Below are 17,800 nucleotides of genomic sequence, written 5' to 3'. Positions count from 1 at the left end.
TGTGATAGGACTGAAATTATAAATGGATATTTGGGTGATAAAGCTGCTTTAGACAGTTCTGTGCATCACATGGCCTTCCACATAAATGGCACTGAACGGACGCGACGGACAAAGGTTCTCGCATGCTCCGCATCCGGTGCAGCGTTCGGCGTTGACTACCGGTATCTTGATGGAGGCTTCGTCTTCCGGGTCTGAAGGAACCATCTGTATGGCACCGGCCGGACAATGGCGGGCACAGTTCCCACATTCCATCTTGTCTGTGATGCAGATGCAATTCTCCTTAATCCATACGGCATGACCGATTTGGACGGCCGATTTCTCGGCGAGGCTCGTCAGATGGATGGCATCGGTAGGACACACCTCCGCACACTTGGCGCATTCGGGGCGGCAGTAACCGCGTTCGTAAGACATTTCCGGCTGCATCAGTTTTGTCAAGTCCGAAGAAGGACGGAGCACTTGGTTGGGGCATACCGATACGCAGAGCTGGCAGGCTGTGCAGTGTTGTGCAAAGTGGCGGGCGCTCAGTGAGCCCGGGGGAGTGATGGGAGTGGCGCGCTCGGGGATTTTTTTGTCCTCGATGACAGCCAGTCCACCGTCCACTTTCTTTTCTTGTGCCTTGAGGGCTGCCGTAGCAGCAAACACGGCGGTTGTAGAGAGAAATGCGCGGCGGGCGTCGTTTACCTGCTCCGGTGCCACGGAGGTTTCCTGAGAGACTGCAGCGGAGGCCGGCTTGCGGCGTGTGTAAGTGATGGCACCTTTCCTGCACTTGCTGATACAGTCCATACATGCCACGCAACGGCTGTAATCTATTTCGTGTGCCTTGATGTTGATGCACGATGCCTTGCAGTTACGGGCACAAAGTCCACAACTGTTGCACTTCTTTGTGTCAATTACCGGTTTCAGCAAGGAATACTTCGAGAGGAAGCCAAGCACTGTACCTACCGGACAGATGGTGTTACAATAGGTACGTCCGCCTCGCCATGCCAGCACGATGAGGACCACCAGAGTGACCGTGGCAATCAGCAGGGTAGGGAGACTCTTCATCCATACATCCGTTTCATAGAAGGCATAGCTGTCAGCACGTTCGGCCAGGTAGGCCAGTCCGTTGTTTGCCCATTGGTAGAGCGGGGAGAAAAGGCTGGAAACGATGCGCCCGTATGAGCTGTAAGGGGCCAGTAGCACGACAAAAGAGTTCAGTCCGCCGATAATGGCAAGTACGAATACTCCCAGCACACCGTAGCGTAGCCATTTCAGTACAGGCGAATAGCGGAAACGGTTCTTCTTCCGTTTGGCGGAGAGCCAGGAAACAATATCCTGGAATACTCCTAACGGGCAGATGACGGAGCAGTAGATGCGTCCGAATACCAAGGTCAGCACTGCAAGAAACAGTACTACACCGATGTTCAGTGCCAGCACGGCCGGCAGGAATTGTATTTTCGCCATCCATCCGAACCAGGCATGCAGTGTTCCCGTGAAGTCGAGGAACAACAGCGTGATGAATGCAAAGAAGATGACGGCAAGGGTCAGTCTGATGGTACGTAGCATAAATGTTTAGTATTCGTTCTTTATACTTTTTTCCCCATCTCGTAGGCTTCGTGCATGGAAGGCTTGTCGTTTATCTCGCCTACCTTCCAGGCACCCACGCCATAAATGGTGCCGCATTCTTTGGGCTCTTCCAGGCAGTCGAGGAAGCCACGGAAACCATCAATGGTACGTTCCATCATGGGGACACTTTCTTCGGCGGCGGCGATGATGAAGTAGAACTCCTTGTTCTTTATTTCAAGGTAGCGTGCACAACAACGGTCAATCAGTGTCTTCATCTGCGCGCTCATGGTGTAGAAGTATACGGGAGTTGCCATGACGATGACGTCGGCGGCAATCATCTTTTCCACCACTTCGGCGGCATCGTCCTTTTGCGGGCAGGGTTTGCCGTACATGCTGCATACGCTGCATCCCGTGCAGTAGTTGATGTGCTTGTCTTTCAGGAAAATCTTTTCTACTTGATGTCCGGCTTCTGCGGCACCGCGCATGAATTCGTTGCACAAGAGGTCGGAGTTTCCATTCCTGCGGGGACTGGAGGAGAGGATTAATACTTTTTTGCTCATATTCGTTGTTCGTTAGTTAGTAAATGATTACGTGCTACAAAAATAGGCCGGTTTTATGAGAACGGCAGTATACAAATTACGGTTGTTGTTACCTAAATTACTGATTCATTCCAAAAGTATCTCCCGTTCGATGCCGGTGTCTTTCAGAAATTCCCGGTCGTGGCTGATGGCAATTACGGTGCCGGCGTAGTTGCGTATCGTTGCCGTTATTATTTCTATGCTCTCGATGTCCAGATTGTTGGTGGGTTCGTCCAAAATGAACATGTCCGGGGTGTTGTCGGCAATCATCAGGCAGCAGAAGGAAAGACGCATCTTTTCGCCGCCACTCAGTTTGCTGCACGGCTTGTTCCACACGTCGCGGGGAAAGAGATAGCGGTTGAGGATGGTTTTCACTTCATGTTCCGGCAGGTGGCGGTGGTTGAAGGCTTCTGCTTGTTGGAGTACGCTGCGCTCATTACGGACGAGGGAGTATTCCTGGTCCAGATAGACGGAGGTGAAGCCGGCACGCTCCATCACTCCGTCGGTGGGGTGCAATTCGCCCATGATGAGTTTCAGCAGGGTTGTTTTTCCACTGCCGTTTTTTCCTTTCAAGCTGAGGCGGTCGCCGCTTCTTAGCTGGAAGGTGAGAGGAGAAGCCCAGAGGCTCTTTGCAGTCGTCTCCGTGTGGGGTGTTTCTGCGGGGGAGGCTGTATGGTTGGGATAATGGAAGTTGACGTCCCTTGCCGTAACCAGAATCTTGCCCGTATGCAGATGGGAGGCGTTGAAGTCTGTTTTCAGCTTGTCCGTCTGCGACAGTGAACTTTTGATACCTGCCATTTCCGTCTGCAGCTTTTCCGCTTTCTCCGCATGTATGCTGCTGAGTCTGCTACTACTGTTTTCCGCATTGTTTTTCAGTCCTCCCATTAGGATGCGGGGAATCCCTTTTTTGATGGAGGCTTTTTCTCCCCGCACATTCTGTTTGGCTTTGCGCTCTTCTACTTCGCGTGCCACTTTGCGGGCAAGGCGCAGGGCTTTCTGTTTCTCTTCCAGTTGTTGGGTAAGGGCGTTCTGTTGCAGGGTCTTTTGTTCTTTGTAGAAGTCGTAGTTTCCGCTGTAATACGTCAAACCCTGGGAGGAGAGTTCGCAGATGGCAGGCAGCAGATTCAGTAGCGTGCGGTCGTGGCTGATGACGAGTACGGTGGCCGATGTTCGTCGTAGCAGGTTATGCAGACGTTCCCGTCCGTCCGCGTCCAGATGGTTGGTCGGTTCGTCCAGCAGGATGGCTGTCGGGTTGTGCAGCTCCATGCCTGCCAGGAAGATGCGGGTCTTTTCGCCGCCGCTTAGTCCTTCCATCGGGCGGGAAAGCGGGATGCCGCCCAGTCCCCAACTGTCGAGGGCGGCTTGGGCGCGCTCTTCCACGGTCCAGTCATCGTTGAGCGTATTGAAATGTGCTTCGGCAGCGTCACCGCTCAGGATGGCATGTAGGGCGGACAGCTTGTGGCTGATTCCCAAAGCTTGTGCTATCGTTTGCCGGTCGTATTGTCCGAAGTGCTGGGGCACGTAGTACAGATGTTCGGGGCGTAGCACCGTTCCCGAACTTGGTGACAAGTCTCCTGCCAAAATACGCATGAGGGTAGACTTGCCGCAACCGTTATTTCCGGTCAGGGCTATTTTATCTCCGGAGTTGATACTCAAGTGGATGTGTGAAAACAAGATTTCTTTATCCGTATGGATATAGCTAAGGTCTTTAATGATAAAGCTCATAAGTTTCTACTGTGTTTTTAGAAGTAAGAATGATAGGGGAGATGCAAGCATTCCCCGAAATTGAAATTCTCGAAGGGGAGAGGTACAGACAAACACAGTATTGGCTAAACATCTATATAGGTGATGCTCAGCGTTCAGTCTGAAAAAGCATGTTGATAGTGATGTTTACCGAAATGTGTTGTCTTTAGTCGGATATTCTCATCGGTGGAATTAATTGGTTAGTGGGTGCAAAGGTAATGATTTCCACTGAATAACAAAGGTTTTTGCGATATTAATATCGTGTCGTCAAGAAGTTAATATCGTGTTTGCAAGAAATTAATTTCCTGCAGACACGATGTTAATACTTTATTGGTTCTGTTACTTCATGGCCGAAGCATCGAACGAGAGTGGCAGTAATTCTCCCACATTCTTCAGCTCGTAGATTCCCTTTTTGCCATATAGCAACACCCTCATGGGATGCTTGAAGCGCTTCTCCGTTTCGAGCATCACTTGCCGGCAGGCGCCGCAGGGAGGGATGGGAGACTCCAGGAACTCGTTGTGCTCGTTGCGTGCGGCAATGGCGAGGGTGGTTACCGCCTGGTCGGGATGTTGGGAGTTGGCATAGAATAGGGTGGTGCGTTCTGCACACAGCCCGGAAGGGTAGGCGGCGTTTTCCTGGTTGGTGCCGGTCACTACAATACCGTTTGCCAGTCTGGCTGCAGCTCCTACCGAGAAGTGGGAGTAAGGGGCATAGCTGCGGTTGGTAGCCTCGCGGGCGGCATCCATCAGTTCGCGGTCGGCGGCATCCAGTTCTTCATAGTCGTATATCTTGACGGCGATTTCGATATTTAATTCTTTCATAAGGTAAAGGGTTATATTGTAATTAATGTTACAAAGATAGGAAAGAGATTGGTTATTTCAATTCTTTTACGGACTTTTGTGCAGAACTCAACATTTTAAGCATGAAACGGATTTTCAGACTGACTGCTATCATAGCATTTCTTTTAATTTCCATTACAACAGTGCAGGCACAACGCCGGAATGCTCGCTACAATGAGTATATCAAACAGTATGCCCCCCTTGCCGTGGAGCAGATGCAGCGTCATAAGATACCTGCCAGCATCACGCTGGCCCAAGGGCTGTTGGAGAGCGGTGCCGGATACAGCGCGCTGGCGCGCAAAAGCAACAACCACTTCGGCATCAAGTGCGGAGGTAACTGGCGCGGACGGACAGTGAGGCATGATGACGATGCTCGCAATGAATGTTTCCGCGCTTATCGCAATCCGAAAGACTCTTATGAAGACCATTCCGATTTCCTGAAACGGGGAGCACGTTATGCCTTTCTTTTCAAGCTGAAGATTACGGACTATAAGGGGTGGGCGCGCGGCTTGAAGAAAGCCGGCTACGCTACCGACCCGTCGTATGCCAACCGCCTGATAACCATCATCGAGGATTATGAACTGTATAAGTACGACAGTCGTGGCATGAGCAAGCGCGATGCCCGCAATTGGGAGAAGGAACTGAAAAAGAAGCCCTGGCTGGCCAATCCGCATCAGGTATACATTGCCAACGATATAGCTTATGTTGTGGCACGTGATGGAGACACCTTCAAGATCTTGGGCAAGGAGTTTGACATCAGCTGGAAGAAACTGGTGAAATACAACGACCTCCATAAAGAATACACACTGGAGGCGGGAGACATCATCTACTTGAAAGAAAAGCGTAAGAAAGCCGCTAAACCCCATACTGTCTACATTGTGAAGGATGGTGATTCCATGCACTCCATTTCCCAAAAGTACGGCATTCGTCTGAAGAACCTTTATAAGATGAATCGCAAGGATGCGGAATACGTGCCGGAGATTGGCGACCGTTTGAGATTAAGATAAAGAATCTATCCGAAAATGTACAGGGTGTCCGAAAACGGACACCCTTCTTTTTTGTCTTTTCGCTTACTTTCAGTGGGTTATGATTTTGGCATGAATTTAGTATATATTAAGCGTTATGTTCGCAAACAATAAAATTTAAAGATATGGATAGAGAAATTCCAAAAGAAGTGCGTAATAAAGAACGCAATAAGAAAATTATCCGCTACGGTGCTATCGGCGTGGCAGGTATCGTAGTGGTCAGTGTACTCATTTCATTGATGCGTGCGGGAGTGAAAGAGAAAGATCTTGTGTTCTCCAAAGTAGGCAAGGGCACGATTGAAGTCAGTGTCAGCGCCTCCGGCAAGGTGGTTCCGGCATTCGAGGAAATTATCAACTCGCCCATCAATACCCGCATTTTGGAGGTGTACAGAAAAGGTGGCGATAGTGTGGATGTCGGTACTCCTATCCTGAAACTGGACTTACAGAGTGCCGAAACCGACTACAAGAAGATGCTGGACGAAGAGCAGATGCGCAGCTACAAGCTAAAGCAGCTGAAACTTGACAATCAAACCAAGCTGACCGACCTTCAGATGAAAATCAAAGTCTCCGCCATGAAGCTTGACCGCATGAAGGTGGAGCTGCGCAACGAGCAGTACCTCGATAGCCTCGGTTCCGGCACCACCGACAAAGTGCGCCAAGCCGAACTGAGCTACAACGTTGCACAACTGGAATACGAGCAATTACAGCAGCAGTATGCCAACGAGAAGGAAGTGTTGGCTGCGGAATACCAAGTGCAGGAATTGGATTTCAGCATGTTCCAGAAGACACTGGCCGAAACCAAACGTACGCTCGATGACGCGCAGGTGCGTTCGCCCCGGAAGGCCATCCTTACTTATATCAACAATCAGATTGGAGCTCAGGTTCCTGAAGGGACCCAGATTGCCGTCATCTCCGACTTGAGCCACTTCAAGGTGGAAGGCGAGATTGCCGATACTTACGGTGACCGTGTGGCTGCCGGCGGCAAGGCCATTGTGAAGATTGGCAGCGAAAAGTTGGAAGGTTCCGTAAGCAGTGTTACTCCGCTTTCAAAGAATGGTGTAATATCCTTTACCGTGCAGTTGAATGAAGATAATAACCGCCGTCTCCGTTCCGGTCTGAAGACAGATGTGTACGTGATGAATGCGGTGAAGGAAGACGTGATGCGCATAGCCAATGCCAGCTATTATGTGGGACGTGGAGAGTATGAACTTTTTGTACGCAATTCCGATAAGGAAATCGTAAAGCGCAAGGTGCAGTTGGGCGATTCCAACTTTGAGTTTGTAGAAGTGGTCAGTGGCTTGCAACCGGGTGATGAAGTGGTGGTGAGTGATATGAGTAACTATAAGAACAAGAATAAGTTGAAACTGAAATGATAAAGTCTTACTTAAATAAGTCTGGGAACTGTTGAAGCAGAACAAACTGTGGCGCGCAGTATCAGTCGCATTCCACCTACGGAAGCCCTGCGTGACGGATAGATGAAAACGGACAAGGTGTTCATTTTCGGACACCTTACTGCATGTATAAATAGCAGATAATCAATAATAAACGATTTTGGTACAACTTTTGACCTCTTGAAGCAGAAATTGTGCGGAATAGAAACAGAACAGAATAATAACAATTAAATACTTACCATTATGATTAAGTTAACTGGCATCAACAAGATTTATCGTACAAACGAGATTGAAACCGTGGCATTGGAAAATGTAAACCTCGAAGTGAACAAGGGAGAATTTCTCAGTATCATGGGACCTTCCGGTTGCGGAAAATCTACGTTGCTGAACATTATGGGTTTACTGGATGCACCCACCAGCGGTACCATCGAAATAGCCGGTACGAAAGTGGACGGCATGAAGGACAAGGAGCTGGCTGCTTTCCGTAACCAGAAGCTGGGTTTTGTGTTTCAGTCTTTCCATCTGATTAACTCGCTGAATGTATTGGATAATGTGGAGCTGCCTTTGCTGTATAGAAAGGTGTCTGCCAAAGAACGCCGTCGTCTGGCGGAAGAGGTGTTGAAGAAGGTCGGTTTGAGCCACCGCATGCGCCACATGCCTACACAGCTCTCCGGTGGACAGTGCCAGCGTGTAGCCATTGCCCGCGCCATCATCGGCAATCCGGAGATAATCCTCGCCGATGAGCCTACCGGTAATTTGGACTCCAAAATGGGTGCCGAAGTCATGGAGCTGTTGCATCAGCTGAACAAGGAAGACGGACGTACCATTGTGATGGTGACTCACAATGAAGAGCAGGCCAAACAGACCTCGCGTACCATCCGCTTCTTCGACGGACGTCAGGTGGAATAATTACTGCTTAGAAACTATCAACTATTAATTATCAACTATCAATAAATGAAATGCAAACCGTAAGACAAGCTTTTACTATCTTGAAGCAGAATCCGCTGCTGAGTACAATTTCCATACTGGGTACGGCGTTTGCCATTACCATGATTATGGCTATTGTGATTATTTGGCAAACGAAGTATGCCGATTTGGAACCGGAAGTGAACCGTAGCCGGTGCCTTTACTTTTCTGCCATGCATATAAGCAGCAAGACAGAGGAGGGGGTACAAAACTATAATACTCCTTCACCGGCATTTATGAAAGAATGTATACAGCCGTTATCCGAAGTGGAAGCTTGTACTGCTTTTGTTCCGGCCAGTGCCGCTTTGGTGTCTCTTACAGATGGTAGCAACCGGGTAAAGGTGGATGCTATGCAGACCGATCAGGGCTTTTGGAAGGTATTCAGCCTGCAGTTCATGGCAGGACACGGTTTTGGCGAAGAGGATCGTGCAGGAGGTACAAAGGCTGTTGTGGTTTGTGCTTCTGTGGCACGGAAACTGTTTGGTACGACAGATGCGGTGGGACAGCAGTTATTGTTGAACCGCGAACCGGCGCGTGTGATAGGAGTGGTAAAGGATGTTTCTGTCACCGCAAAGGATGCTTACGCACAAGTATGGAGTATGTATCCGGCCGATAAGTTGGAAGTGACTTCGGTATGGAGTTATGGTGGTAGTGTTCATATTGCTGTGCTGGCACGTACATCCGACGATTTTCCGGCTATCAGTCAAGGTATTGCCAAACGGATAGAGGCTGTCAATGCAGGATTGGGAGATATGCAGATAGACATCATGGAGCAACCGGATGACATCGTGGCGCATGTGAACCATGTATGGGCTAACGTAGGACCGGATGTGACGATGCTATACCTGCAATATGCCATTGCATTGTTCATCATTCTGTTGGTGCCGTCGCTCAATTTGTGCGGGCTGAGTAACAGCCGGATGCAGCAGCGTACCTCGGAGCTTGGGGTACGTAAGGCCTTCGGAGGAACGCGCGGTGTACTGATACGCCAAATTCTGAATGAGAACCTGGTACTGACACTGCTTGGTGGTGTGGTAGGATTATTGTTCAGCTACGTAGCTGTATGGGGAATGCGTACCTGGCTTTTTACCAATAGCCAGAATGTCGGTACAGCCGGTGACTTTAGCTTGAGCATGGAGGCATTGTTCAGTCCCTGGGTATTTCTGCTGGCTTTTGCTTTCTGCGTGGTCATCAATACGCTTAGTGCCGGACTGCCTGCATGGATGGCAGCAAGACGGACAATTGTAGATTCACTGAACGATAAATAAAACAAGAAGTATTATGAAATTCATTTTACACAACTTACGCATGATATGGGCACGCCTGAGCAATAGTGGGTGGGTCTTGGCCGAACTTTTTTTGGTATTCATCGTGATGTGGTTTCTTTGCGACTCTCTGGGATGTATGAAATATACTTTCTATCGTCCGTTGGGATATGATATCGACCATGTTTATCGTCTTACTACGGTTCAGGGAGGCGAGAGTCGTGATACTGCATTGCTCGATGCCGACAAGTATCTGAATATCCTGAAAAGGCTGGAACAAGAACCGACTGTAGAGGCCGCTTCATTGAGTTATTGGAGTTTGCCTATGAGTGGCGCAAATAGTTATAACTCGCTGGCTGTACAAGATACCATCGGGCAGAACGGGCGTATGATTTATGCTACCGGTGGATATACCCGGGTTTTCCATATGCAGGAGGAACAAGGACGGACTTTTGCCGCTTTGCCTATCGGCATCAATAATGTGATGTTGAGTCAGGCTATTGCCGATGCCTTCAAGGAACGGCTACCGGAATTTTCACTCAACACACCGATGAAATGGCGTGGAGATACTGCGAATACTGTTACTCAAGGTGGCATTGTCGGCAGTTTCCGCGATTACCGCTATGGTAATGACGCTCATTGGATTTTTATGCGCCTGGGCGAGCAACTTATGCGTGAGGAATTCGGCAGTCAGCAGGCACAGATAGTTTTCCGTGTAAAGCCTGCAGCCGACGGACCGGACTATCGGGAACAATTTCTCCGCGAGATAGCACCGAGGCTGGATACGGACAATATATTTGTTGCCGATGCGGAACCTTACACGCAAATGCAGGCACAGTTTGAAGTGATGTATGGAGATACGGACAAAGTGAATAGTCAGACAATAGTGGTATTGTTCCTTTTGGGTAATGTCTTTTTGGGGCTGATAGGCACTTTCTGGGTTCGTACGCGCCGTCGTCGCTCGGAAATAGCCTTACGGTTGGCGATGGGTAGTACCAAGCATCAGGTTTTTTCCCTTCTTATGGGGGAGGGGTTACTGCTGTTGGCATTGGTTACTTTGCCTGCTATGCTGGTATGTTACAACGTAGGTGTCGGCGAATTCACCATTGGACGTACTGCATTGATTGCGACCTGGCCGGTAGAGTGGAGCATGATACGTTTCCTGATAGGCTCATTAGGTGCTTGGCTGTTGATAGCACTGATGGTGATGATGGGTATTTGGTATCCGGCCCGGCAAGCCATGAAGATAGAGCCGGCAGAGGCGTTACATGAAGAATAAGAAAATAATATCAACGATAAAAAAGAACGTATCATCTGTTTGTATCGAACACATCACTTGTTTGGGGCAAATATATCATCCGTTCGTACTAAATATATTATCTGTTTTTTGAGTAAGTAATCATCGTAATAAATAAGCAAGAATATGAAGACAAATATTATAGGTGTTATCATCGCATTGGCATTGGCATTTGCAGGCGTAATTTGTGCATGGGGACAAGATAACAAAGTGAGTGAAGTACGTAAGGTGGAGGCATTCTCATCCATCAGGATAACTTCTGTGGGTACGGTTTATTTCACACAGAGCGACAGTTACTCCCTACAGATTGAAGGACGGGAGAAGTACGTGAAGAATACGGAGAGCACAGTGAAGGATGGTCATCTCACCATCGGCTTCAAGGATAAGAAGGTGCGCAACCAAAATGACGGTGTTACCATCCGTCTCTCGGCTCCGGACTTAAAGATGGTGGAATTTATCGGTGTGGGTGAATTCAACTGTGAGGAACCCTTGAAGCTGGATAAGCTGGAGTTTGAAGTGAAAGGCGTGGGTGATGTACATGTGAAGGATTTGACTTGCCGTGACCTGAGGGTGGCTTTACGTGGTGTGGGCAGTGCCGACATCCATGTAGTTTGCGATTATCTCTCTGCCAAAGTAGGTGGAGTCGGTGAAATTACTTTGAGTGGAACTGCCGGGCATGCTGACATTTCTAAAGGAGGCATAGGCGAGGTAAATACTGATAATTTGAAAATAGGCCGTTGAGATGATAAAGCAATTTTTCACACAAGCTTGGGCACAGTTGCGGCAGCAACCGATGATTAGTGCCGTCACCATAGCCGGTACGGCACTTGCCATCTTCCTCATCATGCTGGTGGTGATGATGCAGCAGGTGAAGGTGGCCCCGTTTGCCCCTGAAAGTAACCGTGACCGCTTTCTGCACGCCCATTATATGAGCATTACCAACAAGAGTTGGGGCGATGGAACCAGCAACGGACCGATGGGTATAAAGACGGCGCTCGAGTGCTTTAAATCGCTGAAGACACCGGAAGCGGTAACGATTTATACCTGCATGGTGGTTTCTACCCCCGTGAATCTGCCGGGACAACCTGCAACGGGTATCGATTTGTTGCAGACAGATGATACCTTTTGGCATGTATTCGATTTTTCGTTTGTTGCAGGAAAGGCCTATGACCGGGCTACGTTCGACGCCGGACTGCCCGTGGCAGTGATTACGGAAAGTGTGGCGCGCCGGCTATTCCAGACAACGGAGGCCGTGGGCCGTGAATTCCTCTTGAACCATGCTCCTTATACAGTGGCCGGCGTAGTGAAGGATGTTTCTACTTTAGCCAACACAGCTTACGCGCAGGTATGGGTACCCTATACCTCTACTGAGATAACGAAGGATACCTGGAGCGACGAACACATGGGGATGATGAGCGTCACCATCCTGGCAAAAAGCCGCGAAGATTTTCCAGCCATCCGCGAGGAAACGGAGCGCCGCCGTCAGGAGTACAACACGATAATCGGTGAGAACGGTTATTCGTTGATTTACCGCAACCGTCCCTACGACCAGGAGAAGAGTGCCGCGGGCATGGCTGCCAACATCGAACCGGACGTGGACCAGGCGCGCAGACAGCGCCTCATTATCTTCATCATCCTACTGATTGTTCCTGCCATCAACCTCAGCTCGATGACACAGAGCCGTTTGCGCCAGCGTGTGGCTGAGATCGGTGTACGCCGGGCATTCGGTTCAACAAGACTGGAACTGATGAGGCAAATCATTGCAGAGAATTTGGTGGTGACACTGTTGGCAGGGATTCTGGGATTGTTACTGAGCGTCGTGTTTGCTTATTTGGGAAATACCCTGCTGTTTGCCCAGGAATTCAGCCAGACGCTGAGCCCTCCCGCCGTGGATGCAAGTATATTGCTGCATGGCTCTACTTTTGGCTGGGCACTGCTGTTCTGCTTTGTGCTGAACTTATTGAGTTCCGGTATTCCCGCATGGCGTGCATCGAGGGTAGGCATTGTAAATGCATTGGGTGGACGCTTGCATAAATAATCCCGTGTCACTAAACATTAATCGCTGAAGAAAATGACTAAGAAACTTCTTATACAGATAAAGAATGAATGGCTCTCAAACCTATGGTTGGTGCTGGAGCTGCTGGTGGTGAGCGTAGTGATGTGGTACGTGGTGGACTATCTCTATACTCGCGCCGCTACCTACCTGGAGCCGAAAGGCTTTGATATCGAGCATTGTTACCTCATCGAGTTGGGTGAACTGACACCCAAAAGCCCCGACTACATAGCCGGGCATACCTCTCAGCAGACCCACGATGACATAGCCAAGTTGCTGGAGCGTCTGCGCCACCGGCCAGAGATAGAGGCGGTGAGCCTTTCACAGAATTCGTACCCTTACAATGGAAGCAATTCAAGCGCTGAAGTGAGCTACGATACGTTGCGTTCTCCCGGTTGGACTATCCGGAGGTTGGTGACACCGGATTTTCCCCGTGTATTTCGCTATCGGGGCACGCGTGGCGAGACACCCGAACAATTGGCTGAAATGTTGGAACGCGGGGATTTCATGGCTTCGGACAACCTTTTTAGTAAGTATGACCGTAGGATGACCGACTTTGTGGGCCAGCGGTTCCATCTCTTTGGGGACACAACGAAGACCTACCGGCTGGGTGCCGCATTGCAAGATGTACGCTATCACGATTACGACCAGGCACGAAGCTCATATTCCATGATGGTGAAGCAGAATTTCTACTATGTCGGTCTCGAACTTTGTGTCCGTGTCCGTGAAGGGCAGGACAATGACTTCATTGAGAGGTTGAAGGCAGACAGTGAGAGCCAGTTTCGCGTAGGTAACATCTTCATTTCGGAGATACGTTCTTTCAAGGACATCCGCCGCAACTTCCAGCAGGCATGGACCAATGATATCCGTAACTATGTGATGGGTATGGGATTCCTGCTGCTGAACATCTTCCTCGGCTTGCTCGGAACATTCTGGTTCCGTACGCAGCAACGCCGTTCGGAAATAGCGCTGCACAAAGCGCATGGAGCGACAGACCGTGCCATCTTCAGCCGGCTGCTTAGTGAAGGGATATTATTGTTGGCAATTGTCACTCCTGTTGCATTGCTCATCGACTATAATCTGGCGAATCTGGAATTGAACTCCTGGAGGAACGGTACGACATTGGAGTGGGGCCGTCTGCTGCTCTGTGCCGCGATCAGCTTTGTGTTGATAGCCCTCATGATTATTATCGGCATCGGCATCCCCGCCCGCAAGGCGATGAAGGTACAGCCCGCCGAAGCTCTGCACGACGAATAATTTAATTTTCAATTTTTAATTATTTATGATACGTCTCTACTTTCAGCAAGCCTTCTACCATTTGCGGGAGAATCCCATTATCACTTGGGTGTCCGTGATAGGTACCGCTCTTGCCATTTGCATGATTATGGTGCTTGTCATCACCCTGCAAGTACGTATGGTAGATTGTGAGCCGGAGATAAACCGCTCGCGTTCGCTTTATGTTTCTACCATGGCAGTAAGGTATAAAGGAACTGACCATGGGGCATATGGGCACATGTCTGTACAGACGGGTAAGGGATGTTTTAAACAGCTTTCTACGGCAGAGGCCGTCACGCTTATATCTTTACCGGAAAAAGTGCGTGTGTCGTTGCCCGCTGGAGCAAAGCTGACAGCGGATATGGTGCAGACGGACGAACAGTTCTGGCACATCTTCCGTTTCCGTTTTTTGAGTGGTAAAGGTTTCAGCAAGGCAGACAGCGATGCCGGAATACCTTGTGCCGTTATCTCGGCTACCGTGGCGCGTCGGTTGTTCGGCACTACGGAGGCAACGGGGCAGACATTGCAACTGAATCATGTGGATTACCGGGTTTCAGGTGTCGTGGCCGATGTTTCCATGCTTGCCACTTCAGCATACGGGCAAGTGTGGGTACCTTATAATTCGACCGATGCTGCCGGTTTTGCCTGGTGGGAAAATACGATGGGGCAGATGAAGGCTGTGATATTAGCACATTCGTCGGCCGATTTTCCGGCTATTCGTGAAGAGGCGGAGAGATTGCGCCTTGCGTATAACGCCGGTCTATCCGAAGCGGAAACCTTTTATCGTGACCAACCCGATGGGGTGTTTGCCAATCTGTATCGTAAATGGGACCATTTGCCGGATATGAAGGGGATTGTTTTGCGTTACGCGCTTGTCATCACCATCTTGCTACTGGTGCCTGCCATCAACCTTTCTTCCATGACCCTCTCGCGGATGCGGAAGCGTATGAGTGAAATCGGGGTACGCAAAGCTTTCGGCGCTACGGGTAGTGAACTGGTAAGACAGGTGTTTTTCGAAAACCTGCTGCTCTCTCTGTTGGCGGGTATGCTGGGGCTGGCTTTGAGTTACGGTGCTACTTTTTTATTGAACGGCTTCCTCTTTGGCAATAGCGCCAATGCCTATTTAAATGGAGACACTTCACTGACACCTGGCATGTTACTTTCTCCATGGGCTTTTCTGTCGGCTTTCGGTTTCTGTTTGCTGATGAATTTGCTTTCAGCCGGTATCCCGGCATGGAGGGCTTCGAGGATGAATATAGTGGATGCAATCAATCAGAGGGGGGAATGACATATGAAGAATATATTGGTTCAGATTAAGAATGAATGGCGTTCCAGCCTTTTCCTTTTTACGGAACTGCTGCTGGTCTTTGTGGTGCTTTGGTACATTGTGGACTGGACACTGGTTACTCTTCGTGTTTACAATGCCCCGATGGGTTTTGATACGGAACATTGCTATAATATTGCAGTCAGTAAGCTTACTCTCAAGTCTACTGCTTATAATTTCGATTTGACCAAGGACGATGATATGCGGCATCTTGTGGAACTTGCCGAACGTTTGAGGCATCGTCCAGGTGTGGAAGCTGTGGCACTTTCTCAGAATTGCTTTCCTTATAATGACGGTAGCAACGGTCTCAATTTGGGGCTGGATACTATATCGGAGAATGTTCATCTGCTTTGGGTGGAACCTGATTTTTTCCGTGTGTTCCGTTATGGTAGCTCGGATGAGGAGATGTTGACCCACATGGCCGCTGCCATACGGGATGACCATATGGTCGTTTCTTCCAATCTTTTTGCAGCCTATCCTGAATTGCACCTGAACAATGCAGCTTCTTTACAAGACCGTGAACTTACACTGTTGAATTTCGGTAGTGATGAACGGTGCCGCGTAGGGGCTGTCGGCACACCCGTACGTTGGTCGCACTTCTATACTTCTTCAGAGTGGGGAGGTACTTATGCAGCTTTGCATCTTAACCTTGACAGACTGAAAGAATATGGAAATCCACGATACATCACTCTCAGTCTTCGTGTCCGTCCTGATGCCGATTCCGGCTTTATGGAGAAGCTTATGGAGGATGCTGACCGCCTCTATCAAGTAGGGAATCTCTATCTGCTCGATGTAACTTCTTTCAAGGATTTGCGCGAGATATGCGAACGTGAGGACATGAATGAAGCCAAAACCCAGCTTTGTGTGCTCGGCTTTCTGTTGATGAATATTTTTCTGGGCGTTATCGGCACTTTCTGGTTCCGTACACAGCAGCGTCGCCGTGAAGTGGCACTCCGTATGGCTATGGGAAGTTCGCGTCAAGGTGTCTTCCTCCGTCTGATGTCGGAGGGTATATTGCTGCTTACCCTTGCAGCCGTTCCTGCCGTCATTATTGCCTTCAATGTGGGAATGGCGGAGTTGGTGGATGTTGAGAAACTTCCTTTCGGCGGAGGGCGTTTTCTGGCAGCTGTTGTGGCAACCTGGTCGCTTATGGCTGTCATGATTGTTGCAGGTATTTGGTATCCGGCAAGAGGTGCCATGAAGGTGCAGCCTGCCGAAGCATTACATGATGAATAGAAAGTTATGAAACAAATTTTAGCTCTTATCCGCCAGAATCCCTTTTTCAGTGCTGTTTCCGTCATCGGTACGGCAGTGAGCATCACCTTTGTCATGGTCATTTACATGGTGTATGACATCCAGACGGCTGACTTGGCTCCCGAGTCGCACCGCAGTAGTATGGTATATTCTTCTTATGGATATTCTTACCGTAAGTCCGACCGCAGCAATTCCAATACGGGTATGTCTTATCGGGCTGTCAACGCTATTTTTAAGGAACTTCCGGGAGCAGAACTTGTCACCTATCTGGGACCTACCTATCTTAGATACTGTGGGGAGTCGCCAGCGCGGGGAATGCGCCGCACGGTTCGTCAGGTGGATTTGAACTATTGGCGTGTCTACGACATCCCTCTTGTGGCAGGTCGTCTTTTCAGTACCGAAGAGTTCGATGCTTGCCGGGATGTTGTGGTTATAGGTGAACAGCTTGCCCGCGAAGCTTTCGGGTCTGCCGAAGCAGCCATTGGCAAGAATTATTTTGTTAACTTTCGCCCTAAACGCATTGTGGGGGTCACCAAAGATGTGAGCTCTCTGTTCACATTTGCCTATGGAGAGTTGTGGATGCCTTATTCCACCCGGAATTCCGATTTGGGCAGTGAAGGGCTACGGGGAGATTTCGAGGCTGTGGCCCTTGTCAGGCCCGGTGTCGGTAGAGAGGAGCTCAAGCGGCAGATAGAACAGTCGCTTGCCCGCTTCAACGAGACACTGACTGAGTATAAACTGGAACTTCCCGATCTCAGCACTTATACGGAACGGCAGTTCTTCCGTAATGATACGATGAGCCCTGCCGTAACCTGCATAATTCTGGGTCTGATATTACTGATTGTACCTGCTATCAATGTCAGCGGACTTATATCTTCGCAAATGTCCCGTCGCATGGCTGAGCTTGCGGTAAGGAAAGCATACGGTGCCAGCCGTTCTACTTTAATGGTGCAGTTGCTCCGTGAGAATCTGGCTTTGGCATTTGCCGGCGCATTGCTCGGTTTTCTCTTTTCATGCATATTCCTATGGCTGGGTAAGGATTGGATGCTTGGCTATGGCGCTCCCGGAACGAATTTTGATGTAAGTGTCTGGCTTTTCTTCCGTCCCACGGTTTTCGTGGCTGTATTGGTGGTGTGCCTGTTGTTCAACCTGCTTTCTGTGTTTATTCCGGCCTGGCATGCCACCCGCCGTCCCATAGCCGAGGTTCTTGGTGGAGAATGAACGGATAAACGAATCCCAATTAA

General features: G+C 49.5%; 15 protein-coding genes. 11 read left to right on the top strand and 4 right to left on the bottom strand.

The features are described from left to right. Window positions 1-48: 48 nt before the first annotated feature. The 4 genes from HUX74_RS14345 to cdd form a co-directional block, all read right to left on the bottom strand. A complete protein-coding gene (locus tag HUX74_RS14345; protein ID WP_174646910.1) occupies window positions 49-1,545 on the bottom strand; it encodes a 4Fe-4S binding protein in 1,497 nt (498 codons plus the stop codon). Window positions 1,546-1,565: 20 nt separating this feature from the next. Next, complete coding sequence (locus tag HUX74_RS14340) at window positions 1,566-2,105, bottom strand: flavodoxin family protein (protein WP_087333058.1); 540 nt, start codon at window positions 2,103-2,105, stop codon at window positions 1,566-1,568. Window positions 2,106-2,210: 105 nt separating this feature from the next. Continuing rightward, window positions 2,211-3,848, bottom strand: a complete 1,638-nt coding sequence (locus HUX74_RS14335) for an ABC-F family ATP-binding cassette domain-containing protein (protein WP_087333059.1) — start codon at window positions 3,846-3,848, stop codon at window positions 2,211-2,213. Window positions 3,849-4,205: 357 nt separating this feature from the next. Further along, window positions 4,206-4,688 carry a cytidine deaminase gene (gene cdd / locus HUX74_RS14330; protein WP_005831168.1) on the bottom strand — a complete coding sequence of 161 codons (483 nt, stop codon included), beginning with the start codon at window positions 4,686-4,688 and terminating at the stop codon, window positions 4,206-4,208. 101 nt (window positions 4,689-4,789) lie between these two features. Between cdd and HUX74_RS14325 the strand changes: the two genes are divergently transcribed. The 11 genes from HUX74_RS14325 to HUX74_RS14275 all read left to right on the top strand — a co-directional run bounded on the left by HUX74_RS14325 (window position 4,790) and on the right by HUX74_RS14275 (window position 17,777). After that, a complete protein-coding gene (locus HUX74_RS14325; RefSeq protein ID WP_174646909.1) occupies window positions 4,790-5,713 on the top strand; it encodes a glucosaminidase domain-containing protein in 924 nt (307 codons plus the stop codon). A gap of 143 nt (window positions 5,714-5,856) precedes the next feature. Next, window positions 5,857-7,104 (top strand): efflux RND transporter periplasmic adaptor subunit, encoded by a 1,248-nt coding sequence (locus HUX74_RS14320; protein ID WP_117601250.1) that lies wholly within the window; start codon window positions 5,857-5,859, stop codon window positions 7,102-7,104. Window positions 7,105-7,365: 261 nt separating this feature from the next. Further along, window positions 7,366-8,031, top strand: coding sequence for an ABC transporter ATP-binding protein (locus tag HUX74_RS14315; protein ID WP_117601249.1), 666 nt, complete (start codon window positions 7,366-7,368; stop codon window positions 8,029-8,031). A gap of 50 nt (window positions 8,032-8,081) precedes the next feature. Beyond that, window positions 8,082-9,356: an ABC transporter permease gene (locus HUX74_RS14310; protein ID WP_117601248.1), complete on the top strand. Its 1,275-nt coding sequence runs from the start codon at window positions 8,082-8,084 to the stop codon at window positions 9,354-9,356. A gap of 13 nt (window positions 9,357-9,369) precedes the next feature. Further along, complete coding sequence (locus HUX74_RS14305) at window positions 9,370-10,632, top strand: FtsX-like permease family protein (RefSeq protein ID WP_174646908.1); 1,263 nt, start codon at window positions 9,370-9,372, stop codon at window positions 10,630-10,632. A gap of 144 nt (window positions 10,633-10,776) precedes the next feature. Further along, entirely contained in the window at window positions 10,777-11,391 is a 615-nt protein-coding gene (locus HUX74_RS14300; protein WP_117601246.1) for a GIN domain-containing protein, read from the top strand. Window position 11,392: 1 nt separating this feature from the next. Next, a complete protein-coding gene (locus HUX74_RS14295) occupies window positions 11,393-12,688 on the top strand; it encodes an ABC transporter permease (RefSeq protein ID WP_117601245.1) in 1,296 nt (431 codons plus the stop codon). A gap of 33 nt (window positions 12,689-12,721) precedes the next feature. Then, on the top strand, window positions 12,722-13,960 hold the full coding sequence (locus tag HUX74_RS14290) for an ABC transporter permease (protein WP_119962129.1): 1,239 nt from the start codon (window positions 12,722-12,724) through the stop codon (window positions 13,958-13,960). 25 nt (window positions 13,961-13,985) lie between these two features. Further along, window positions 13,986-15,266, top strand: a complete 1,281-nt coding sequence (locus tag HUX74_RS14285; protein ID WP_119962128.1) for an ABC transporter permease — start codon at window positions 13,986-13,988, stop codon at window positions 15,264-15,266. A 3-nt stretch (window positions 15,267-15,269) separates the two neighbouring features. Continuing rightward, a complete protein-coding gene (locus HUX74_RS14280) occupies window positions 15,270-16,538 on the top strand; it encodes an ABC transporter permease (protein ID WP_117601242.1) in 1,269 nt (422 codons plus the stop codon). Between the two features lie 6 nt (window positions 16,539-16,544). After that, the gene (locus tag HUX74_RS14275; protein WP_117601241.1) at window positions 16,545-17,777 is read left to right on the top strand and encodes an ABC transporter permease; all 1,233 of its coding nucleotides are present in this window, start codon (window positions 16,545-16,547) and stop codon (window positions 17,775-17,777) included. The last annotated feature ends 23 nt before the right edge of the window (window positions 17,778-17,800 follow it).

The sequence above is a fragment of the Bacteroides sp. Marseille-P8574 genome (assembly GCF_902825465.1).
GTDB classification, from domain to species: Bacteria; Bacteroidota; Bacteroidia; order Bacteroidales; family Bacteroidaceae; genus Bacteroides; species Bacteroides uniformis.
This window is presented reverse-complemented; position numbering and strand designations above follow the sequence as displayed.